Origin of the sequence: Escherichia sp. KS167_9B (assembly GCF_030295215.1) — a bacterium.
Taxonomy (GTDB): domain Bacteria; phylum Pseudomonadota; class Gammaproteobacteria; order Enterobacterales; family Enterobacteriaceae; genus Escherichia; species Escherichia coli_F.
On the sequence record NZ_AP025754.1, the window covers coordinates 313666 to 334888 of the forward strand.

General features: G+C 51.4%; 32 protein-coding genes and 2 tRNA genes. All 34 read left to right on the forward strand.

Annotated elements, in window-relative coordinates; genetic code table 11:
* Nucleotides 1-27 precede the first annotated feature (27 nt).
* A complete protein-coding gene (locus tag QUE34_RS01515; protein ID WP_000067727.1) occupies nucleotides 28-243 on the forward strand; it encodes a helix-turn-helix transcriptional regulator in 216 nt (71 codons plus the stop codon).
* A 141-nt stretch (nucleotides 244-384) separates the two neighbouring features.
* Complete coding sequence (locus QUE34_RS01520; RefSeq protein WP_000442612.1) at nucleotides 385-681, forward strand: CII family transcriptional regulator; 297 nt, start codon at nucleotides 385-387, stop codon at nucleotides 679-681.
* A 32-nt stretch (nucleotides 682-713) separates the two neighbouring features.
* Entirely contained in the window at nucleotides 714-875 is a 162-nt protein-coding gene (locus QUE34_RS01525; protein ID WP_000166961.1) for a hypothetical protein, read from the forward strand.
* The gene (locus tag QUE34_RS01530; protein WP_000539354.1) at nucleotides 862-1683 is read left to right on the forward strand and encodes a replication protein; all 822 of its coding nucleotides are present in this window, start codon (nucleotides 862-864) and stop codon (nucleotides 1681-1683) included. The genes QUE34_RS01525 and QUE34_RS01530 overlap by 14 nt, the downstream gene beginning before the upstream one ends.
* Nucleotides 1680-3056 (forward strand): replicative DNA helicase, encoded by a 1377-nt coding sequence (locus tag QUE34_RS01535; RefSeq protein WP_001248388.1) that lies wholly within the window; start codon nucleotides 1680-1682, stop codon nucleotides 3054-3056. The genes QUE34_RS01530 and QUE34_RS01535 overlap by 4 nt, the downstream gene beginning before the upstream one ends.
* A gap of 73 nt (nucleotides 3057-3129) precedes the next feature.
* Entirely contained in the window at nucleotides 3130-3570 is a 441-nt protein-coding gene (locus QUE34_RS01540) for a recombination protein NinB (protein ID WP_000736913.1), read from the forward strand.
* Nucleotides 3567-3749: a NinE family protein gene (locus QUE34_RS01545; RefSeq protein ID WP_001254257.1), complete on the forward strand. Its 183-nt coding sequence runs from the start codon at nucleotides 3567-3569 to the stop codon at nucleotides 3747-3749. Before QUE34_RS01540 ends, QUE34_RS01545 begins: the two co-directional genes overlap by 4 nt.
* On the forward strand, nucleotides 3746-3916 hold the full coding sequence (locus tag QUE34_RS01550) for a protein NinF (RefSeq protein ID WP_000566869.1): 171 nt from the start codon (nucleotides 3746-3748) through the stop codon (nucleotides 3914-3916). The genes QUE34_RS01545 and QUE34_RS01550 overlap by 4 nt, the downstream gene beginning before the upstream one ends.
* Nucleotides 3909-4520: a recombination protein NinG gene (locus tag QUE34_RS01555; protein WP_001108039.1), complete on the forward strand. Its 612-nt coding sequence runs from the start codon at nucleotides 3909-3911 to the stop codon at nucleotides 4518-4520. The genes QUE34_RS01550 and QUE34_RS01555 overlap by 8 nt, the downstream gene beginning before the upstream one ends.
* A 43-nt stretch (nucleotides 4521-4563) precedes the next feature.
* Complete coding sequence (locus tag QUE34_RS01560; RefSeq protein WP_000512806.1) at nucleotides 4564-5052, forward strand: antiterminator Q family protein; 489 nt, start codon at nucleotides 4564-4566, stop codon at nucleotides 5050-5052.
* A gap of 91 nt (nucleotides 5053-5143) precedes the next feature.
* A tRNA-Asn gene (locus QUE34_RS01565) sits at nucleotides 5144-5218 on the forward strand.
* Nucleotides 5219-5223: 5 nt separating this feature from the next.
* Nucleotides 5224-5299 (forward strand) — tRNA-Thr (locus QUE34_RS01570).
* 118 nt (nucleotides 5300-5417) lie between these two features.
* Nucleotides 5418-5633: a class II holin family protein gene (locus tag QUE34_RS01575; protein WP_000839574.1), complete on the forward strand. Its 216-nt coding sequence runs from the start codon at nucleotides 5418-5420 to the stop codon at nucleotides 5631-5633.
* Nucleotides 5633-6130, forward strand: coding sequence for a lysozyme RrrD (gene rrrD, locus QUE34_RS01580; protein WP_097507830.1), 498 nt, complete (start codon nucleotides 5633-5635; stop codon nucleotides 6128-6130). The genes QUE34_RS01575 and rrrD overlap by 1 nt, the downstream gene beginning before the upstream one ends.
* A complete protein-coding gene (locus QUE34_RS01585) occupies nucleotides 6127-6585 on the forward strand; it encodes a lysis protein (protein WP_000092271.1) in 459 nt (152 codons plus the stop codon). The genes rrrD and QUE34_RS01585 overlap by 4 nt, the downstream gene beginning before the upstream one ends.
* 458 nt (nucleotides 6586-7043) lie before the next feature.
* Entirely contained in the window at nucleotides 7044-7595 is a 552-nt protein-coding gene (locus QUE34_RS01590) for a terminase small subunit (protein WP_053275910.1), read from the forward strand.
* A 2-nt stretch (nucleotides 7596-7597) separates the two neighbouring features.
* Nucleotides 7598-9220: a hypothetical protein gene (locus QUE34_RS01595; protein ID WP_001519796.1), complete on the forward strand. Its 1623-nt coding sequence runs from the start codon at nucleotides 7598-7600 to the stop codon at nucleotides 9218-9220.
* Nucleotides 9220-10686 (forward strand): DUF1073 domain-containing protein, encoded by a 1467-nt coding sequence (locus QUE34_RS01600; protein ID WP_001551494.1) that lies wholly within the window; start codon nucleotides 9220-9222, stop codon nucleotides 10684-10686. The genes QUE34_RS01595 and QUE34_RS01600 overlap by 1 nt, the downstream gene beginning before the upstream one ends.
* The gene (locus QUE34_RS01605; protein ID WP_286338911.1) at nucleotides 10577-11311 is read left to right on the forward strand and encodes a phage head morphogenesis protein; all 735 of its coding nucleotides are present in this window, start codon (nucleotides 10577-10579) and stop codon (nucleotides 11309-11311) included. Before QUE34_RS01600 ends, QUE34_RS01605 begins: the two co-directional genes overlap by 110 nt.
* A gap of 14 nt (nucleotides 11312-11325) precedes the next feature.
* Nucleotides 11326-12546 carry a DUF2213 domain-containing protein gene (locus QUE34_RS01610; protein WP_021517256.1) on the forward strand — a complete coding sequence of 407 codons (1221 nt, stop codon included), beginning with the start codon at nucleotides 11326-11328 and terminating at the stop codon, nucleotides 12544-12546.
* A 3-nt stretch (nucleotides 12547-12549) separates the two neighbouring features.
* Nucleotides 12550-13056, forward strand: coding sequence for a structural cement protein Gp24 (locus tag QUE34_RS01615; protein WP_032197766.1), 507 nt, complete (start codon nucleotides 12550-12552; stop codon nucleotides 13054-13056).
* Between the two features lie 11 nt (nucleotides 13057-13067).
* On the forward strand, nucleotides 13068-14009 hold the full coding sequence (locus QUE34_RS01620) for a DUF2184 domain-containing protein (RefSeq protein ID WP_001473318.1): 942 nt from the start codon (nucleotides 13068-13070) through the stop codon (nucleotides 14007-14009).
* A gap of 42 nt (nucleotides 14010-14051) precedes the next feature.
* Nucleotides 14052-14273 carry an STY1053 family phage-associated protein gene (locus QUE34_RS28535; protein ID WP_021517255.1) on the forward strand — a complete coding sequence of 74 codons (222 nt, stop codon included), beginning with the start codon at nucleotides 14052-14054 and terminating at the stop codon, nucleotides 14271-14273.
* Nucleotides 14239-14646: a DUF4054 domain-containing protein gene (locus QUE34_RS01630; RefSeq protein WP_021517254.1), complete on the forward strand. Its 408-nt coding sequence runs from the start codon at nucleotides 14239-14241 to the stop codon at nucleotides 14644-14646. Before QUE34_RS28535 ends, QUE34_RS01630 begins: the two co-directional genes overlap by 35 nt.
* Nucleotides 14643-15197, forward strand: a complete 555-nt coding sequence (locus QUE34_RS01635) for a hypothetical protein (protein ID WP_021517253.1) — start codon at nucleotides 14643-14645, stop codon at nucleotides 15195-15197. Before QUE34_RS01630 ends, QUE34_RS01635 begins: the two co-directional genes overlap by 4 nt.
* On the forward strand, nucleotides 15184-15573 hold the full coding sequence (locus QUE34_RS01640; protein ID WP_001142484.1) for a hypothetical protein: 390 nt from the start codon (nucleotides 15184-15186) through the stop codon (nucleotides 15571-15573). Before QUE34_RS01635 ends, QUE34_RS01640 begins: the two co-directional genes overlap by 14 nt.
* Nucleotides 15563-16111, forward strand: coding sequence for a phage neck terminator protein (locus QUE34_RS01645; protein WP_000069892.1), 549 nt, complete (start codon nucleotides 15563-15565; stop codon nucleotides 16109-16111). Before QUE34_RS01640 ends, QUE34_RS01645 begins: the two co-directional genes overlap by 11 nt.
* Before the next feature lie 3 nt (nucleotides 16112-16114).
* On the forward strand, nucleotides 16115-17260 hold the full coding sequence (locus QUE34_RS01650; RefSeq protein ID WP_000046931.1) for a DUF3383 family protein: 1146 nt from the start codon (nucleotides 16115-16117) through the stop codon (nucleotides 17258-17260).
* Between the two features lie 10 nt (nucleotides 17261-17270).
* A complete protein-coding gene (locus tag QUE34_RS01655) occupies nucleotides 17271-17711 on the forward strand; it encodes a DUF3277 family protein (RefSeq protein WP_000109249.1) in 441 nt (146 codons plus the stop codon).
* 3 nt (nucleotides 17712-17714) lie between these two features.
* The gene (locus tag QUE34_RS01660) at nucleotides 17715-18167 is read left to right on the forward strand and encodes a phage tail assembly chaperone (RefSeq protein WP_000393958.1); all 453 of its coding nucleotides are present in this window, start codon (nucleotides 17715-17717) and stop codon (nucleotides 18165-18167) included.
* 23 nt (nucleotides 18168-18190) lie between these two features.
* Nucleotides 18191-18355 (forward strand): DUF6889 family protein, encoded by a 165-nt coding sequence (locus QUE34_RS01665; RefSeq protein ID WP_369773020.1) that lies wholly within the window; start codon nucleotides 18191-18193, stop codon nucleotides 18353-18355.
* Nucleotides 18345-20333 carry a lytic transglycosylase gene (locus QUE34_RS01670; protein ID WP_097507831.1) on the forward strand — a complete coding sequence of 663 codons (1989 nt, stop codon included), beginning with the start codon at nucleotides 18345-18347 and terminating at the stop codon, nucleotides 20331-20333. Before QUE34_RS01665 ends, QUE34_RS01670 begins: the two co-directional genes overlap by 11 nt.
* Entirely contained in the window at nucleotides 20333-20920 is a 588-nt protein-coding gene (locus tag QUE34_RS01675) for a phage baseplate protein (protein WP_016233441.1), read from the forward strand. The genes QUE34_RS01670 and QUE34_RS01675 overlap by 1 nt, the downstream gene beginning before the upstream one ends.
* On the forward strand, nucleotides 20920-21222 hold the full coding sequence (locus QUE34_RS01680; protein ID WP_016233440.1) for a phage baseplate plug family protein: 303 nt from the start codon (nucleotides 20920-20922) through the stop codon (nucleotides 21220-21222). The genes QUE34_RS01675 and QUE34_RS01680 overlap by 1 nt, the downstream gene beginning before the upstream one ends.
* Nucleotide 21223: the final 1 nt, after the last annotated feature.

The window sequence follows — 21223 nt, forward strand, 5'->3', positions numbered from 1 at the left end:
TTTATTCGTGGTTACTATGGAGGGCATATGAGCAACCTACGAAAATATCGAGAGTCACTGAATATCTCTCAAACAACACTTGCTAAGGCAGTTGGATGCACACAGGGAGCTATCGGACATTGGGAATCTGGTCGTCGCTTCCCAGACCTTAAAACATGCCGTGCTCTTGTTGCGTGTCTAAACAAGTTAGGCGCAAAAGTAAGTCTTGATGACGTGTTCCCGCCGGAGCACAAAGCCGCTTAATAAGCGGAGCCGCTCTTTGTAACAACGGACATTCGTCCTACGTCGCTGAAAAGCGAGTCCCAAGATATCTGACCAACTAAGGCCATATGCGTTTCCACGCATACCTTTCAACTAACTATTCACTATTGGAAATCTTAAGAAATGGAACGAACAAGTTACAGCAAACTATCACAGCGCGACGTTGATCGCGCAGAAACAGATTTACTCATCAACCTGTCAACGCTTACACAGCGCGGTCTGGCAAAGATGATTGGCTGTCATGAATCGAAGATAAGCAGAACGGACTGGCGGTTTATTGCTTCGGTCTTGTGTGCTTTCGGAATGGCATCAGACATCAGTCCGATTAGCAGGGCTTTTAAGTATGCGCTTGATGAAATCACAAAGAAAAAATCCCCGGCTGCCACCGAGGATTTTAAGCAAATTGATATGCAATTCTGAGGGAATTACTGGATCAATCCACAGGAGTAATTATGACAAAACGTCGTAAGAAATACCAGGAAAAAGAAGAGATTCGACACCCTGATTCACCTGAGGGATTAGTGGTAGCCGCAGCAAATAACAGGGCGTTCGCAGAGCGCCTTGTTGGTGTTTACAGACTAGCCAAAGCAGGAGTGAAACATGGGCGTCGTTAAGTTAGCTGATTACAGGCCTCAACTGGAGGTCGTGGAGCATCGCGTGGCAGATACCGAAGATGGTTTCATGCGCGTTGCTAACGAGATTACCGACAGTCTGCTGATGGCTGATTTAACCGTCCGGCAGTTGAAGGTGATGCTCGCTATCATGCGCAAGACATACGGATTCAATAAGCCGATGGATCGACTCACAAACACGCAGATAGCAGCCATGACAGGTATTCATCACACTCATGTTTGCGCTGCCAAGCGCCAGCTTATTGAGCGTAAATTCCTCATTGCTGATGGCGTGAAAATCGGAGTGAACAAGGTGGTTTCTCAGTGGATTAGCCAGGACAGCTTAACATTAGCTAAAACAGCTAATAAAACATTAGCCAAGTCGGCTAATGGGTATAAGCCAAGTCAGCTAAACACAAAAGACAATATACAAAAGACAATAAATACAAATACCCCCTTACCCCCTAACGGGGATGGCGATGGGCAGGTTAAACCTGAACGTCGCAAGGCAGAACGAATCGACTACGAATCCTTCCTGAACGCCTACAACACCGAAGTCGGTGACAGACTTCCACACGCTGTTGCGGTCAACGAGAAACGAAAACGCCGCCTGAAGAAAATTATCCCGCAACTGAAAACGCCAAACGTGGACGGTTTCAGAGCGTATGTCAGGGCGTTTGTGCATCAGGCCAAGCCGTTTTACTTCGGAGACAACGACACGGGCTGGACGGCAGATTTTGATTACCTGCTGAGGGAAGATTCGTTAACGGGAGTTCGGGAAGGGAAGTTTGCAGACAGGGGGATTGCATGAGACAGGATATCGAAGCTAGCGTTATCGGTGGCCTGCTGATTGGTGGATTAACTCCAACCGCCAGTGACGTTCTGGCAACGCTGGAGCCGGAAGCGTTTTCAATTCCGCTCTACCGGAAAGCCTTCGAGGTTATTCGCAAGCAGGCGAGAAACAGAAACCTAATCGATGCGCTGATGGTTGCCGAGGCGTGCGGAGAGGAGCATTTCACGTCAATCCTGATGACCAGCAAAAACTGCCCGAGTGCCGCAAACCTGAAGGGATATGCCGGAATGGTCGCGGATAACTATCACCGCCGTCTGGTGCTGGAAATCATGGATGAAATGCGTGAACCAATCCAAAGCGGAACCATCGACGCATCGAGTCAGGCGATGGATGAACTTGTAAAGCGTCTTTCAGCCATCAGAAAGCCCCGTGACGAGGTTAAACCTGTACGGTTAGGGGAAATCATCACTGACTACACTGACACGCTTGACAGGCGTCTGAGGAACGGAGAAGAGTCAGATACCCTGAAGACCGGAATCGAAGAGCTTGACGCTATCACTGGAGGGATGAACGCAGAAGACCTGGTGATTATCGCCGCTCGTCCTGGTATGGGGAAAACCGAACTGGCGCTGAAGATTGCCGAAGGTGTGGCAAGCCGCGTTATTCCTGGTTCTGACGTCCGGCGCGGGGTATTGATTTTCTCAATGGAAATGAGCGCATTGCAGATTGCAGAGCGAAGCATTGCCAACGCCGGGAGGATGTCGGTTAGCGTACTGCGAAATCCTGCATCGATGGATGACGAGGGCTGGGCACGTGTTGCTAACGGCATGAGTCAGCTTGCAGATTTGGATGTATGGGTAGTCGATGCTTCGCGGTTATCGGTCGAAGAAATACGCTCAATCGCAGAACGGCATAAGCAGGAAAATCCAAACCTGTCACTCATCATGGCGGATTATCTTGGCCTGATTGAGAAGCCGAAAGCAGACCGCAACGACCTCGCAATTGCTCACATCTCCGGAAGCCTGAAGGCGATGGCGAAAGACCTGAAAACACCGGTTATCTCCCTGAGTCAGCTTTCGCGCGATGTTGAGAAGCGACCAAACAAACGCCCGACAAACGCAGATTTGCGTGATTCAGGAAGCATTGAACAGGACGCAGACTCAATCATCATGCTCTATCGGGAAGCGGTATATGATGAGAACAGTAGCGCCGCGCCATTTGCTGAAATCATCGTGACGAAAAACCGTTTTGGCTCGCTTGGTACAGTTTACCAGCGGTTCTGTAACGGACACTTTGTTGCATGTGACCAGGATGAAGCCAGACAGATTTGCACAGCATCAAATGCACCTGCTGCGCGTGGCAGACGATATGCACAAGGGGCTGACGTATGACCATCTACATCACTGAGCTAATAACAGGCCTGCTGGTAATCGCAGGCCTTTTTATTTGGGGGAGAGGGAAGTCATGAAAAAACTAACCTTTGAAATTCGATCTCCAGCACATCAGCAAAACGCTATTCACGCAGTACAGCAAATTCTTCCAGACCCAACCAAACCAATCGTAGTAACCATTCAGGAACGCAACCGCAGCTTAGACCAGAATCGAAAGCTTTGGGCTTGCCTTGGTGACGTCTCTCGTCAGGTTGAATGGCATGGTCGCTGGCTGGATGCAGAAAGCTGGAAGTGTGTGTTTACCGCAGCATTAAAGCAGCAGGATGTTGTTCCTAACCTTGCCGGGAATGGCTTTGTGGTAATAGGCCAGTCAACCAGCAGGATGCGTGTAAGCGAATTTGCGGAGCTATTAGAGCTTATACAGGCATTCGGTACAGAGCGTGGCGTTAAGTGGTCGGACGAAGCGCGACTGGCTCTCGAATGGAAAGCGCGATGGGGAGACAGGGCGGCATGAGACGACAGCGACGAAGTATCACCGACATCATCTGCGAAAACTGCAAATACCTTCCAACGAAACGCTCCAGAAATAAACGCAAGCCAATCCCAAAAGAATCTGACGTAAAAACCTTCAACTACACGGCTCACCTGTGGGATATCCGGTGGCTAAGACATCGTGCGAGGAATACAAGGTGATTGACCCAAATCGAAGTTACGAACAAGAAAGCGTCGAGCGGGCTTTAACGTGCGCTAACTGCGGTCAGAAGCTGCATGTGCTGGAAGTTCACGTGTGTGAGTACTGCTGTGCAGAGCTGATGAGCGATTCGAATAGCTCGATGCACGAGGAAGAAGATGATGGCTAAACCAGCGCGAAGACGATGTAAAAACGATGAATGTCGGGAATGGTTTCACCCTGCATTCGCTAATCAGTGGTGGTGCTCTCCAGAGTGTGGAACCAAGATAGCACTCGAACGACGAAGTAAAGAACGCGAAAAAGCGGAAAAAGCAGCAGAGAAGAAACGACGACGAGAGGAGCAGAAACAGAAAGATAAACTTAAGATTAGAAAACTCGCCTTAAAGCCCCGCAGTTACTGGATTAAACAAGCCCAACAAGCCGTAAACGCCTTCATCAGAGAAAGAGACCGCGACTTACCATGTATCTCTTGCGGAACGCTCACGTCTGCTCAGTGGGATGCCGGACATTACCGGACAACTGCTGCGGCACCTCAACTCCGATTTGATGAACGCAATATTCACAAGCAATGCGTGGTGTGCAACCAGCACAAAAGCGGAAATCTCGTTCCGTATCGCGTCGAACTGATTAGCCGCATCGGGCAGGAAGCAGTAGACGAAATCGAATCAAACCATAACCGCCATCGCTGGACTGTCGAAGAGTGCAGGGCCATCAAGGCGGAGTATCAGCAGAAACTCAAAGACCTGCGAAACAGCAGAAGTGAGGCCGCATGACGTTCTCAGTAAAAACCATTCCAGATCACAAGGGAGAAGGCGCATGGGCATAAGAGAACTAAACCTCACCAAAGAACAGCACGAGTGGCTGAATGGCTGGCTTGAACTGTGGGGGGCATGGGTTTATTCAGGTCGTCTGGAAAAGCGCATGAGTAGCGTAATAGCTAAGTTCATGGAGAGCGTAGAGCCGGGAAGAGTTATGACAAGGCCAATGTGTAATGATGATGATGGAATGTTGATTTCTCAGGTCGTCGATTCCGTCATGTACATTGACAAGAAAGCCTTTGGCATCCTCCTCAGCTACTACGCCCACGGCTCTTCCAAGCACGCCATTGCATCTTACTATCATCGCGTCGCAAGACCTCGCAAGATGTTATGCCGGGGCGGCGGGCGCATTCAAAAACCATCGCTCGCAACCTGTCGACGGGAAGTTGACGAAATCCTCAATGCCTCGTTGTTTATGATTTACCCGGTTCTGGATAGTGCGTTTAAAAACCGGAAACGTGTAGAGAAAATTAAACATGTAGCATAGAACGTGTTGACATCATTGAGCAAATGAGCAACACTATTCGCATAAGCTGCCGTTAGTGACTCTTAAGTTGCAACGGTGGCTTTTTTTATTTGGGTCAGTCGTATAAAGGTCATTACGGAAGGCTGTTAACCTTCTTATCGTGGTTCGAGTCCACGCTGTCCCGCCAAATATGCTGGTTTAGCTCCAATGGTAGAGCGGTCGCCTTGTAAGCGAATGGGTAGCGGTTCAAGTCCGTTAACCAGCACCATAACTGAGCCGTAGCCACTGGATGTCCTGAATTCATCAGTGATAGTTATGCTGCGGTCTTCTTTTTCTCCCTTCCCAATATAAGAACTACGCAATCCGTTACTGGCGGAGGCGTTGCTATGAAATCAATGGACAAAATCTCAACTGGCATTGCCTACGGAACATCCGCTGGTAGTGCGGGATACTGGTTTTTGCAGTGGTTGGATCAGGTCAGTCCATCACAGTGGGCTGCGATTGGGGTGCTTGGAAGCCTTGTGTTGGGCTTTCTCACCTATCTGACAAATCTGTACTTCAAAATCAGAGAAGACAGAAGAAAGGCTGCGAGAGGTGAATAATGCCTCCATCATTACGAAAAGCCGTTGCTGCGGCTATTGGTGGCGGGGCTATTGCTATAGCATCTGTGTTAATCACTGGCCCAAGTGGTAACGATGGTCTGGAAGGCGTCAGCTACATACCATATAAAGATATCGTTGGTGTATGGACTGTATGTTACGGGCATACCGGAAAAGACATTATGCTCGGTAAAACGTATACCGAAGCAGAATGCAAAGCCCTCCTGAATAAAGACCTTGCCACTGTCGCCAGACAAATTAACCCGTACATCAAAGTCGATATACCGGAAACAACGCGCGGCGCTCTTTACTCGTTCGTCTACAACGTGGGTGCTGGCAATTTCAGAACATCGACGCTTCTTCGCAAAATAAACCAGGGCGATATCAAAGGCGCATGTGACCAGCTACGTCGCTGGACATACGCTGGCGGTAATCAATGGAAAGGACTGATGACTCGCCGTGAGATTGAGCGTGAAGTCTGTTTGTGGGGGAAACAATGAGCAGAGTAACCGCGATTATCTCCGCTCTGGTTATCTGCATCATCGTCTGCCTGTCATGGGCTGTTAATCATTACCGTGATAACGCAATCGCCTACAAAGAGCAGCGCGATAACAAGGCCAGTGAACTGGAGAAGGCGAACGCCACCATCGCTGACATGCGGAAGCGTCAACGTGATGTAGCAGAACTCGACGCAAGATACACAAAGGAGCTTGCTGATGCTAACGCGACTATCGAAAGTCTCCGTGCTGATGTTTCTGCTGGGCGTAAGCGCCTGCAAGTCGCCGCCACCTGTGCAAAGTCAACGACCGGAGCCAGCGGCATGGGCGATGGAGAAAGCCCAGGACTTACAGCAGATGCTGAACTCAATTATTACCGTCTCCGAAGTGGAATCGACAAGATAACCGCGCAGGTTAACTACCTGCAGGAATACATCAGGACGCAATGCCTGAAATAATTTTTTTTGCAAATCACAAAGTCCATTTAATGAGCCTCGCGATGCGGGGCTTTTTTCACATCTGAATTTCAACGCGCATCTCAGCGCACAATAACCACCTGACCATTTGGAATGAGTCGTTGAAGATACCTGCAGAGTAGACAGAAAAACCAGCAGAATAAACAACAGAGTAACGAATTAGCTAGCAGGAATGATTGGCCATCAACTACAGCAGTTCCGATTTGATGGCCGCAAAAAAGTTAGTTCAGATCGGCAACGTAGTTGGTAGCTTCGAGATTAGTGATACTAAATTCTGACGCCAAAATACGAGCAAGCTCTTCTTTCGAGCTTGCTGTGCGGTTTTGATTAGACCAGGCGATCAAGTAAAAACCATTGCTCTTCGCAAGCATGATTTGTATTGCATTGATAGTTATGTAGTAACTGTCCAAGAATAAATTACCTCAGTGTTAGGAAAAGTAATGGCACTCACCGACAAGCAAGAAATGTTCTGTCGCGAGTACCTCATCGATTTAAACGCCACGCAAGCGGCTATTCGGGCGGGGTACAGCGCAAAGACAGCCAACCGTACTGCGTCCGAAAACATGTCAAAACCTGACATACAATTCAGAATCTCCGAATTGAAAGCACAACGCAATGACTCTGTTGGAATAAATGCAGAATACGTACTTAATCGCCTTATTGAAATCGACCAGATGGATGTGCTCGACATTCTCCTGCAAAACGGTGAGTTAAAACCCATCAAAGACTGGCCTAAGGTATGGCGCACAACGCTATCAGGAATGGATGTCGTGGAGATGGTATCCGCAGATAGCGCCGCACTTCTGAAGAAAATCAAATGGCCTGATAAGGTTAAAAATCTTGAATTGCTTGGGCGTCATGTTTCTGTTCAGGCGTTTAAAGACAACGTCAAAAATGAAGTTACTGGCGCTGATGGAGGACCAGTCAGAACAGAAATTACCAACTTAACGCCGGAGCAGGCTGCAGAGGCGTATAGAAAAATGATGGGCTAAGTATGCCGTTACCATTCCCCTTCGATTTTAAACATCCTGATTACCAGATGGTTTTTGAATGGCGGATGGAACGCCTACAGCGCATTCGCCAGAATCCTGAAATATTGCCTGCACTAAAACAGTTTTACCGAACCAATCCGGCTCAGTTCATCATCGACTGGGGCATGACAACGGACCCGCGTAATATTGATTATGGCCTGCCGGTGACCATTCCGTTTTTACTCTTCCCTAAGCAGGAGGAGTGGATCCACTGGATTATGGAACGCTGGAGCAATCGGGAGAATGGTATTACCGAAAAATCCCGTGAAATGGGGCTCAGTTGGACCGCGATCGGACTGGCCTGCTCGCTTTGTCTCTTCAACAAAGAAATGGTTATCGGTTTCGGTTCCCGTAAAGAGGAATACGTCGACAGCACCGGTGACCCGAAAGCATTGTTCTGGAAGGCGCGCAAGTTCGTGGAAACGCTACCTGTAGAGTTTCGCGGTTCGTGGAGCGAGAAGAAGCATGCGCCATATATGCGTGTTGAGTTTCCTGAAACTGGTGCCGTTATCAAAGGCGAGGCTGGCGATAATATTGGTCGTGGTGACCGTACCACGCTTTATCTGGTTGATGAGGCTGCATTCCTTCAGCGTCCTCTGCTGATTGATGCGGCGTTGTCACAAACGACGCGTTGCCGTATCGACCTGAGTTCAGTTAACGGCATGGCTAACCCGTTCGCTCAGAAGCGTCATGGCGGGAAGATACCGGTATTCACATTCCACTGGCGGGATGATCCTCGCAAGGATGAAGAGTGGTATCGCAGGGAATGCGAGAAAATCGATAATCCGGTGGTGGTGGCACAGGAACTTGATCTGAACTACAGCGCATCAGCGGAAGGCGTTCTGATTCCATCAGAATGGGTACAGGCTGCCGTTGATGCGCATATCAAACTGGGTATCCAGCCAACAGGCAAACGACTTGGCGCGATGGATGTCGCCGACGAAGGCAGGGACAAAAATGCCTTTTCCACCCGTCATGGCTTCCTCCTGGAAAATGTGCGGGAATGGTCTGGTGTGGGCAGCGACATTTATCAGTCCGTCGAGAAGGTCTTCGGTTTTTGCGAACAGGACAACCTCGAAGAGTTTCGCTTTGACGAGGACGGGCTGGGCGCTGGCGTTCGCGGCGATGCGCGCGCTATCAACGAACTGCGTAACGCTGCGCGCCGACCGTCAATACTCGCCACACCGTTTCGAGGTAGTGGCGCGGTATTTGATCCGGATGATGAAGCTGTTCGCGGGGACAACGGGCAAGCCGCACGTCTGAACAAGGACTTCTTCGCTAACGCCAAAGCCCAGAGCTGGTGGCGGTTACGTAAACTTTTTCAGAATACCTGGCGCGCCGTGGTTGAAGGTATGGCTTACAACCCGGACGAAATCATCTCAATCAGCAGTAGCATGGCGCTCAAAGATAAACTCATCATCGAGCTTTCGCAGCCGACCTATTCCATTAATGGTGTGGGAAAAATCGTTATTGATAAACAGCCTGATGGAACCCGGTCGCCAAACCTTGCCGACTCGGTGATGATCAACTATGCCCCAATGAATTCAGCCCTGAACATCTGGGAGCTGCTAGGGAGACAGGCCTGATGGCACGAAACAAACAAGCCCTGCGGCGAACTGCGCAGGCCACAGCTGATGGTTATGAGAATTTTATTGCCCGCGTAGGGATGCAGACACCTAACCAGCACTCAGCATCCACCTATCGGGCTAATTTCACCAGTCGTAACCGCATGCTGGTGGAATGGTCCTATCGTTCATCCTGGATTATCGGCGAAGCAGTCGATGCTATCCCGGATGATATGACCCGCAAAGGCATTCGCATTACTTCGGAAATTGATGCAAAAGATCGTGGCATTCTAGAATCACAACTGGATGAGTTGCAAATCTGGGATGCGCTGAATGACGTGCTGAAATGGTCGCGCCTCTACGGCGGCGCGGTGGGTTTCATCATGATTGAGGGGCAGGCACCAATGACCCCGCTGCGACCCGAAACCATCGGTAAAGGCAAGTTTAAGGGGATTCTCCCGCTCGACCGCTGGATGATTGACCCGGTACTGACCCGCCGCATTAAAGATATGGGGCCGGACCTGGGTAAACCTGAGTTTTACGATGTGGTGACCACAGCAACGGGAATTCCTGCCTGGCGCATTCATCACAGTCGCCTGATTCGCTTTGATGGCGTCACGCTGCCATTTCAGCAGAAGATGACCGAGAACGAATGGGGAATGTCGGTTGTAGAGCGTATCTGGGATCGTCTTACCGCGTTCGACAGCGCTACTGTCGGCGCGGCGCAGCTGGTCTACAAAGCGCATTTGCGTACCTACAGCGTGGAGAAGCTACGTGAGCTTATCGCACTTGGTGGTCCTGCGTATGAAGCGTTGCTGAAGAATATTGACCTGATTCGACAGTTCCAGAGCAATGAAGGCATGACTCTCATGGACTCGCGGGATAAGTTTGAAACCCATCAGTACAGCTTCAGTGGTCTGGATGACATCCTTTCACAGTTTGCAGAACAGATTAGTGGCGCTGTTGGTATCCCACTGGTGCGGTTGTTCGGACAGTCCCCGAAGGGATTTTCTACCGGCGATGCAGACCTTGCCAACTATTACGACCGGGTAAGCTCGTTGCAGGAGAGGCGTTTACGTCTTCCGGTGCGGCGGATACTGGACATCATGCATCGTTCGGAGCTTGGCAAGCCGCTGCCGGACGATTTCACGTTTGAGTTTAACCCGCTCTGGCAAATGTCTGATGTCGATCGCTCAACGGTGGCGTTAAACACTACCAACGCAATCAGTACAGCGCTGGGTGATGGTCTGATGACACTGAAAGCCGCTATGACTGATTTGCGAGAAAATTCTGACGTAACCGGCATCGGGGCATCCATTACCGACGAGGACATCGAGAATGCCGAAGATGAAGCGCCGCCCGGCATCGGCGAACCTGATGACGAACCGCAGGAACCGTCAGGCGGAAATCCGGTATCGAACCAGCCTACGCAGGATAGCGCGGGCGGTCGGGGACATCGTAAATGGTCACTACGATGGTTCAAATGACAGTATCACGGAAATTATTGAGGCGCTGGAACGCTACAGTGAAATCATCACCCCCTGGGCGACAAAGGTCGCGGAAAACTTTACCGCCGATATTGTGCGCAAGAATGATGAGCAGTGGCGTAAACACAGCAAAACCATCAGCCGTGAGCTACGCAATCTGGTAAACAGTGCCCCGCCAGGGCAGGTGATGAAATCCATCGTTGCTGAACAGGTTAAGTACATTAAATCGCTACCCCTCGAGGCGGCTGACAGGGTGTACGACATCCGGAATCGGGCGATTGAAGCTGTTGTGACCGGTGGGAGAGCGGAACATTTTGCTAAAGAAATAGCCGCATCGGGTGATATAGCAAAGTCCAGAGCTGACCTGATTGCCCGTACTGAACTTGGACGTGCAACCGGCGCGCTGGATCAGGCGCGTGCGCTGGCAATTGGTTCGAATGGTTATATCTGGCGTACAGCCGAAGATGGTGACGTCAGGCATTCTCATCGGGAAATGGAAGGTAAATTTGTCGAATGGGGCGAACCTCCAACGCTTGATGGCATGACCGGTCACGCTGGCGAGCTCCCGAATTGTCGCTGTTATAAAGAAATCGTTTTTCCCACCTCCCATTCTTATCCCGCCTGAATCGCAGGTAACACATGAAATATTTTTTCAATACCCGGCTGGGGGAAACCCGCTATCAGCTGGCTGACGGCTCGTTGCTGTGCAAAGACGTGCCGATAGGACGAACAGGTAAGCAGCTCTATGGTGCTGATGACCTGCCAAAACTGAAACCCGATAAGTTCGGTGAAATAGTCGTCACGCGTTCTCCTGAGCAGGTATTCCATCCCGCCACGCTTGCCTCATTCGAAGGAATGAGTATCACGGTGTTGCATCCCGAGGATGAAAACGGGGATGTGCGGCTGGTGAATCCAGAGAACTGGAAAGAGCTCGCGGTCGGGCATCTTCAGAATGTCCGGCGCGGGACGGGTATGCAGTCTGATTTGATGCTGGCTGACCTTATCGTCAAAGACGAAAACGCCATTCAGCTGATCGAAGATGGCCTGCGCGAAGTGTCGTGTGGCTATGACGCGGAATATAAGCAGACTGAGCCGGGTAAGGCTGAGCAGGTTGATATTACCGGAAACCATGTGGCTCTTGTCCCTAAAGGCAGAGCCGGAAATCGTTGTGCAATTGGAGACAGAGACACAATGGCAAATCAAAAGAAAAGCTGGTGGACCCGCATGCGCACGGCCATCAAAACGGGTGACGCTGACACCATGAACGAACTGGTGGAGTCGGCTCCCGCATCGGTTACAGGAGATGAGGGGGATTTGCCGCAGGGCGTTAATCTCAACATCAACCTGTCCCCGCAGCAACCACTACCGGACAAAGCACCAGAGATGGGTGGAGGTCCAACCGGCGACAGTGATGATGACCTCAAAACATTACTGAAAGCCCTGCTGGCTAAGCTGGAAGGAAATGCCACGGGCGATAACGATAATAAGCCTGACGATAATCCGACCGGTGACGGCGAGGACGATGAAGAGGAAACCACGATTACTGGTGACTCAGCCTGGCGTGCCGAAGTTATCGTTCCGGGTATCGATCTGAGCCGTAAGATGAAACCGACCGCGTTCAAACGCGAGGTTCTGGCTTCCGCAGATAAAACGCTGGTTCGCCAGATCGTCGGTGATGCGGATATCCGCAAATTGCCGAAACAATCGGTCGACATGGCGTTTAATGCCGTGTCTGAGATTGCCAAAGGGCGAAACACCCGCGCCACCACCGGCGATGCACAGCGCCTAAACATGGGCATGACCAGTATCGCTTCCCTGAACAAACAAAACGCTGAATTCTGGGCAAACCGTAAAGGGTAAAAAATGAATAATGTATTTCTGTACCGGATGCCTGTTGGCATTGCCGGGGCTGTCTCTCGCCCGCAGGACTTAACCGTCGAACCGGTGGTCCTTAAATCCGATAACGCCTTCGCTGCCTATGGCCTGGCTGGTAAATACGATGATGACGGTTTTTTCGTGCCGCTGGCAGATGGTGATACCGCAGACAAGGTGAAGGGGATCTACGTGCGCCCTTATCCGACCACGTCGCAGCCGGACATGGTTCGCCAGGTGGGAACAGGCAAGAACTTCCCGGGCGACGCAATGAAGCGTGGCTACGTGACCGTTAATCTCGGTTCTGATTTTGATGCCAGCACCATCAAAAAAGGCGACCCGGTATACGTTGTCGTCTCCACTGATGAATCCATCAAAGTGCCGCTGGGTGGATTCATGGCCACGTCAGTCAGTGGCAAAAACGTGGTGCTGACCAACGCTGAATTCACAGGTGCCGGTGATGCTAACGGCAATGCAGAAATTTCCTGGAAGATTTAAGGAACAGACGAATGATTACTTTTGATCAGGCAACCGTTGACAGCTCTGGTGCCTTTCTCATCGGGGAGCTGGAGCGACTCGACCAGACGCTGAACCTGCCACTGGTGGGGTACACCTGGACCCGCGATATCCAACTGCGTGAAGATGTCTCCATCGCAGATGACATTTCCAGCTGGACGAATACCAGCTTCGCCGCTGCGGGTACTGGTGCAAATCCGAATGGCAAAAACTGGGTAGGCAAAGACTCAACCGCTATTGCTGGCGTGAACGTGGATATCGGCAAATCTGGTAACCCGCTGAACCTGTGGGGGATGGAACTTGGCTGGACGGTCATAGAATTGCAGGCTGCTCAGCAGGTCGGCCGCCCGATTGATACGCAGAAGTATGACGGTATGCAACTGAAATGGCAGATGGATAACGATGAACAGGTATATGTTGGCGATTCCGCATTAAACCTGAAAGGCCTTGTTACCCTGGACGGCGTGCCTGTCAACAACGCTGCCAAAACGTGGGCAACCTCAACACCGGACGAAATCCGCGCAAGCATTAACCAGGTACTGTCTGATGCGTGGGCCGCTTCCGGTTACTCTGTGGTTCCGCGTGATTTGCTGATCCCGCCTGAGCAGTTTGCTCTGTTGTCCAGCATCATCGTTTCATCTGCGGGTAACCAGTCCCTGTTGACGTATCTTCAGACCAACACCATCAGCTATCACCAGAACGGTGTTCCGCTGAATATCCGCGCGGTTAAATGGCTGAAAGGCCGTGGTGTGGGGAAAAAGGATCGCATGGTTGCGTACACCAACGATAAAAAATACGTCCGCTACCCGCTGGTTCCGCTTCAGAGCGTGCCGGTGCAGTATCGCGGTCTGTATCAGATCGTCACTTACTACGGCAAGCTGGGTGCAGTCGAGCCAGTGTACAAAGAAACCATTTCGTACGTTGATGGCATTTAACAGCCACATGGCCCCCCTGGCGGGGCCATTAAGGATGACCCGATGGCAAAAAATGATGCAGTAATACACGTACATACCCCGTTTGTGCTCACGCTTCCCGACGGTTCTCGGCGCGAGTTTGTTAAAGGCCGTCATGCTGTGGAGGAAGACGTTGCCACGCACTGGTTCACTCGTGCGCACGCGGAAGTATCCGTTGGCAAAGCCACAGACGCGTGTAACGAGGTAAAAAATGCCAAAGAATCAAAGTCTGCCAGCGGTAAGTGATTTTCGCCGCGACTTCCCGCAGTTTGCTGACCCTGCCAAATATTCCGAAGCGCAAATCCAGTTTCGTCTGAATCTGGCCGATGAACTGCTGAGCGAAAACGTCACCGGCAAAAAGTTGTTTCCGTACTTTGCCGGGTTGTTCGTTGCGCACTACATGACGCTCTGGGCGGCAGACAGCCGGGCGATGCTGGCTGGTGGTTCTGGCGGTTCAACCAATGGCGTTCAGTCCTCAAAGTCCGTGGATAAGGTAAGCGTCAGTTATGACACCAGTGCGACGCTGAATCCTGATGCAGGTTTCTGGAATAACACCCGATATGGCGCTGAATTTTATCAGTTGATCACGATGTTCGGTGCAGGCGGTCGCCAGCTATGAGTTTCAAAAGCGGTGTAACAACGAGGGTGGATAACGCTAAGGCCATTCTGGATGCGCTCAGGTCGTTAACCAAAAAAGATGTGCTGGTCGGCATCCCTTCGGAAGACAGCGAGCGGGATGATGTTCCGTTTGGTAATGCGGGCATCGGTTACCTCAACGAATACGGCTCACCAGAGCAGAACATCCCGCCACGACCTCACCTGGTCCCCGGCGTAAAATCGGCAGAAGAGCAGACGGTGCCGCAGCTCAAAACCGCGGCGCAGGCTGCTCTTGATGGTAATGCTGCGGGAGCAGAACGCGCACTCAACCGTGCCGGAACGCTGGCCGCTAATGGCGTCAGGCGTTACATGACTATTACCGGCTTTACGCCGCTTGCTGACAGCACTGTTGAAGCCCGGGCTCGTCGGGGGCGCAAGGGGGCAACACTGGAACTTGCCCGGCGTGTTGCTGGCGAATCTCCCGGAACCGATCTGGCGAAACCATTAATTGACACCGGGCAATATCGCAGAGCTATTACCCATGTAGTGAGGGATAAAGATGCCGACTCTTGATGTAACAGATGTGCTTTTTGACCCCGATTTTTGCGACTTCAATTTGTGGGTAACACGCCGAGTGCAAACGGTGGATGAGGACGGGATCGGCAGCGACAGTGAAGTTAAAAAGCAGTTTGCCGGAGTCGTAACTGTTGATCGCTCTCTGGAAAACCGCCGTATGCAGGCAGGGCAGGTAATCAGCGGTGCAATTCTGATTGTGACGACTGAGCGACTGACGCAGGGACAGACTGGCCGTGATGCCGATATCGTGACGTATCAGGGCCGTGATTATCGTGTGACCTTCGTCGACCCGTATACAGCTTATGGGGCCGGATTCGTTCAGGCGCATTGTGAGTTGATGCCGTTTGATGGGGGAACTCCGGTTGAGCAATAACACCAGTACAGAGCGCGGATGGTTAATACCAACCAGTGGCGATCCGGATTATGACGAAGCGCTCGACAGGCTGTTAAGCCAGTGGATGCGTAACGTTTCCGGTCTGTCTGCCGGGATGGTTCGCCCGCGCTGGCAGAAAGAGCAGCCGCCACTGCTACCGGTTGAAACGAACTGGTGTGCGTTTGGGGTTATCGGATGGTCAGGTGATGACAGTCCGGCATTCACCAGACAGACCGATGATGGCTCTCAGCTCTGGCGGCATGAAACGATTGAGTGTATGGCTTCGTTTTATGGACCGGCGGGGATGGTGTATGCGTCCCGGTTTCGTGACGGTATATCTGTGCCGCAGAACAACGCAGCACTGAATGCGCTGGGGCTGTCTCTTGGCGATTACACAGGTCTGACTCCCTTCCCTGAACTTATTAATCAGCAATGGGTCCGCCGCTACGATATGACGGTGCGCCTGCGCCGGAAGGTTGTGCGCGAGTACGGTATTAAATCGCTGGTGGAAGCACCAGTCATCTTTTTCGGAGATTAAGCTATGGCACAGGGCTTGCCTGTATCAAACGTTGTTAATGTTGATGTGATCATGTCGCCGCGTGCAGCATCAGGGCGAAATTTTGGTGCATTACTCATTCTCGGCCCGTCCACAATCATTCCGGTAAGTGAGCGCATTCGTCGTTATTCTGCCGCGGAAGATATTGGAAAAGATTTTGGCGTGGAATCACCAGAATATAAAGCTGCGCAGGTGTTTTTCTCACAATCACCGAAACCTCAGGAGGTTTTTGTTGGTCGTTGGGTGAAAACGAAGGGAGACAGCGAACAGGCCACGCCTGAGACGCTGGAGCAGGCTGTGAATGCCATGCTTGATTATACTTCATGGTATGGGCTGGGGATTGCAGACGATGAAGATATTCCGGATGCAGACTGGCTGAAAGTGGCTGCGGCGATCGAATCCTCTTCTGTAAGCCGTATTCTGGCGATTACGACAAGCGATGAGAAATGCCTGCAGACTGCATCCAGCGATGATTTGGCATCAAAACTGAAAACCGCCGGATATTCACGCAGTTTTATTCAGTATTCATCGGGTAATAAATACGCTGCGTTATCTGCATTTGGCCGGGCATTCACGGTTAATTTCAATGGCAGTAATACCGCGATTACGCTCAAGTTTAAGCAGGAGCCGGGTGTCGGGTATGAAACACTGACAGTCAGCCAGGCATCGGCACTTGATGCAAAAAACTGCAATGTGTTCGTGTACTACCAGAATGATACAGCTATCCTCCAGCAGGGAGTGATGGCTAACGGCGATTTCTTTGATGAACGCCACGGCCTGGACTGGTTACAGAATTATGTGCAGACCAACCTCTATAACCTGCTTTATACCAGCACCACGAAAGTTCCCCAGACTGAAGCCGGTATTACCCGACTGTTATCAAATGTTGAAAAATCACTGGATCAGGCCGTTCAGAATGGACTGATTGCTCCGGGCGTATGGAACGGGGGCGACCTTGGTCAGTTGTCATCAGGTGACACACTACCCAAAGGTTATTACGTATACGCCCAGCCGCTGGATGAACAGGCACAATCAGAACGTGAAGCCCGTAAGGCTCCGGTGATTCAGGCTGCAATAAAACTTGCAGGCGCGGTTCATTACGCTGACGTACAGATTAACGTTGTTCGCTAAGGGGAAGTGAATGTCTACCTATTCTTTTATGGATGTCACTGCGACGCTGACCGGGCCGACCGGTTCGATTGACCTCGGGTACGGTTCGGCAAGTTCTGAAGAGGGGATTGTGGTTGCGATGGGCGGTCCTAAAAACACCATGACCATCGGTGCTGATGGCGAAGTGATGCACAGTCTCCATGCAGATAAAAGCGGGACGATTACCGTTAACCTTCTGAAGACATCACCGACAAATAAAAAATTGTCGCTGGCGTATAACGCACAGAGCCAGTCTTCTGCCACATGGGGGAATAACGTTATCGTGATCCGCAACAAGGTCAGCGGCGACATCATCACGGCACGCAGTGTTGCGTTCCAGAAACAACCGGATAACGCCAACGCTAAAACCGGTAATACGATGCCGTGGGTGTTTGACTGCGGCAAGATTGACCAGGTTCTCGGGGAGTTTTAATACATGGAATTCGAAATCAAAGGCGTGAAATATCGCGTGGCAAAACTCAGCGTTTTTGACCAGCTGAAAGTGACCCGCAAACTTCTGCCGGTACTGGCAGGAATGATGTCAGATTTCGGGAGCATTCGCTCCCGTTTGCCTGCTGACGGCAAAATCGACACCGTGAAATTCGAGCAGTTAAAACCGGTGTTTGAAACCATGCTCCCGCGTATCGCTGAGGAACTGTCTTCCCTGACCGAAGATGACACCGATGCGATTATTCATCCCTGTCTTGCGGTGGTGTCGCGGCGTCATATGGATGGATGGGTGCCGGTATTTACCCAGGGCGAACTGATGTTTGATGATATTGACTTGCTGGTCATGCTTCATCTGGTGGCGCGGGTGGTCGCCGATTCGCTGGGAAATTTTTTGCCTACACCCCTTACCAGCACGACACAGAGCCTGCAACAGGGCTGACGTTTAACAGCCTGCCGGACGGGCTGTCCTACCTTCTCAATCCGGTTGACGCCGGGTTAATTCCCTATACAGCACTTAAAGATGGCTCTGTCGATTTGTATGACATTGCTATCTTGAATGACCATCTGGCGGTAAAAGCGGATAACCAGCGGCGCATTGAGAAATGGAGAGAGGATAATGAACGCTGAAACTATTAAAGATTTCCTCGTCTCGCTTGGCTTCAGTGTGGATGATGCAGGAGCGAAAAAGTTCGGTTCTGTCCTCGCCGGTACAACTGCAAATGTCATCAAAATGGGGCTGGCCGTCGAAGGAACTGCACTGTCCGTGGTGGCCTTCACGGCTAAGATCGCCTCCGGCCTGGATAGTCTTTACTGGGCGTCACAGCGCACCGGCGCGACAGTCCAGGGAATTCAGTCTATTGGCTATGCGGTTTCGCAGGTTGGCGGCAGCGTGGACGCTGCGCGATCTTCTCTGGAAAGCCTCTCCCGGTTTATTCGTAATAATCCCGGTGCAGAGGGATTTCTGAATCGCCTGGGGGTACAGACACGGGATGCCAGCGGTAACATGCGTGACATGGCCGCTATTTTTACAGGTGTAGGCCAGAAGCTCAGCGGCATGCCGTATTACCGGGCTAACCAGTATGCGCAGATGCTGGGCATTGACGAAAATACCCTTATGGCGATGCGTCGGGGTGTGGGTGGTTTCTCCGGGCAGTACAGCGCAATGGCGAAAGCTATCGGCTTCAATGCTGACGAGGCGGCCAGAAGCTCCAACAAATTTATGACCTCCCTGCGTGAGTTTAGCGCGATGGCAGGCATGGCCCGTGACAAAATCGGCTCTAATCTTGCGGGTGGGCTTGCGGGTTCGCTGGACACCCTGCGCCGCCATATCCTGGACAACTTCCCTCGTATCGAGCTGACCCTGACGAAAGCCATAAAAGGCATTCTGGCGCTCGGGGATATTATCGGGCGGCTGTTCTTCAGACTGATTGAAGGAACATCAGGTCTCATCACCTGGTGGCAATCGCTGGATAAGCAAACGCGGCAGTTGATCTCGCTGTTTGGCGCACTGACGATTGCGCTGCGCATTCTGAACAGTACGTTCTGGATGTCGCCGATTGGCCTTATTACTGCGCTGGCGGCGGGGATTGCCCTTCTGTGGGAGGACTATCAGACCTGGAAGGAAGGCGGCGACAGCCTGATTGACTGGGGCAAGTGGAAACCGGAGGTCGATGCCGCGTTGAAGATGGTTTGTGACCTTAAAACAACCGTTAACGACCTGGCGAAAGCGCTGGCGAAACTGCTCAATATTGACCCCAAATCATGGTCCCTGAAGTGGGATTTCAGCAACTTCATCGACCAGATGGGCGAATTCAGCAAAATGCTGAACATGATCGCCGACCTGCTCAACGCTATCAAAGATGGCCGCTGGGCTGATGCCGTCAGCATCAGCAAACAGATACTTAATCAGGGCAGCGAAAATCCGTCAGCGATGCCGATGGTTACAGACAGCGCTAACAGTACTGCCGACTGGATTAAAGAGCACTGGGGATTCGATCCTCGCAGCGTGGGCCGGACGGTACGCGGCTGGTTTGGTGATGATGAGCCGGAACAATATGCACAGGCTACGAAACGAGGAGAACGGAATAACAATCCGGGAAACCTTAATTTTGCTGGTCAGGCAGGGGCTTCTCTTGAACGCCCGGGCGGGCGATTTGCCAGATTTGAAACTGCTTTTGATGGATTACGGGCTCTTGCTCGTCAGTTAATGCTGTACGCCGGACGGGGAATAAACAGTGTGGAGAAAATTATCTCTACCTGGGCACCTGCGTCTGATAATAACAACACAACTGCGTATATCAGGGCTGTATCGCAACGACTGGGAGTGGATCCCCGGGCTGCCCTGAATATGAGCGATCCGCAAACCATGTCAGCATTGATGAGCAGCATTATCCAGCATGAAAATGGAAGAAATATCTATTCCCGAGAGCTGATTAATAAGGCTGCCGTGGCAGGAATTAGTGGCAAAGTGACAGAGGTTAACCAGCAAAATACCTACCACATTTACGGTGGCGGAGATCCGCACGCTGTCGGTAATGAGGTTGCACGTCGGCAACAGTCTGCAAATGCTCAGGTCATGCGAAGTAATCAGGTGAGGGTGGGTTAGTGGATATTCTCTCTACACTTTTTCATCAGCAGAGCAGAAAAATAGGAATGATTGTTCCCAGTGTTGTTATTTCAGAGAAGCATACAGATATGCTTGAAATAACAGAGCATCCGGTAGAGGTCGGGGCTGCTGTCGCTGATCATGCCTATAAAAAACCGTCAGAAGTGGTGATGGAGGTTGGTTTCGCCGGTGGCGGCGCATTGCTGGATTTTGCCAGTAACCTGACGGCTACCAGCCTGCTCGGCCTGAGTCCTCAGCAGACGTATCAGGAGCTACTGGATCTGCAGGAAAGCCGTATCCCCTTCGATGTGGTAACCGGTAAACGGCTGTACAGCAACATGTTGATCCGGGCGCTGGAAGTGACGACGGACAAGACAACCGAAAACGTCCTGTCCGCCGTCCTCACCCTGAGGGAGGTCCTTATCTCCCGGACACAGCAGATCACCGTCGCTGATAAAACCAACATGAAGGAAGGGGCCAGCACGTCGGCGGTACAGAACAGCGGCAACAAAACCACAAAGCCTCCAGATACTTCACTGCTGAAAAGCATCACGGGTAACGTGGTGTCATTACTGGGAGGCGGATAATGACAATTCAGGAAATTCCGCTGACAGCGGACAACCAGCAGTTCAGCATCGTCCTGGGTGGTGTCACCTGGCGGATTAGCATCATATGGCGCGATCCTTACTGGATTATGGACCTGCAGAACGACAGAGGGGAGCCGGTAATCTCCGGTATACCTCTCGTCACTGGCGCTGACCTGCTGGCGCAGTACGCCTGTATGGGACTTGGTTTTAAGCTGTTGGTGGTCTGCGATGACAACACACAGGATTATCCCACGAAAACTGACCTGGGCGGGCGCAGTCATTTACTGGTATCAACGGAGTAAG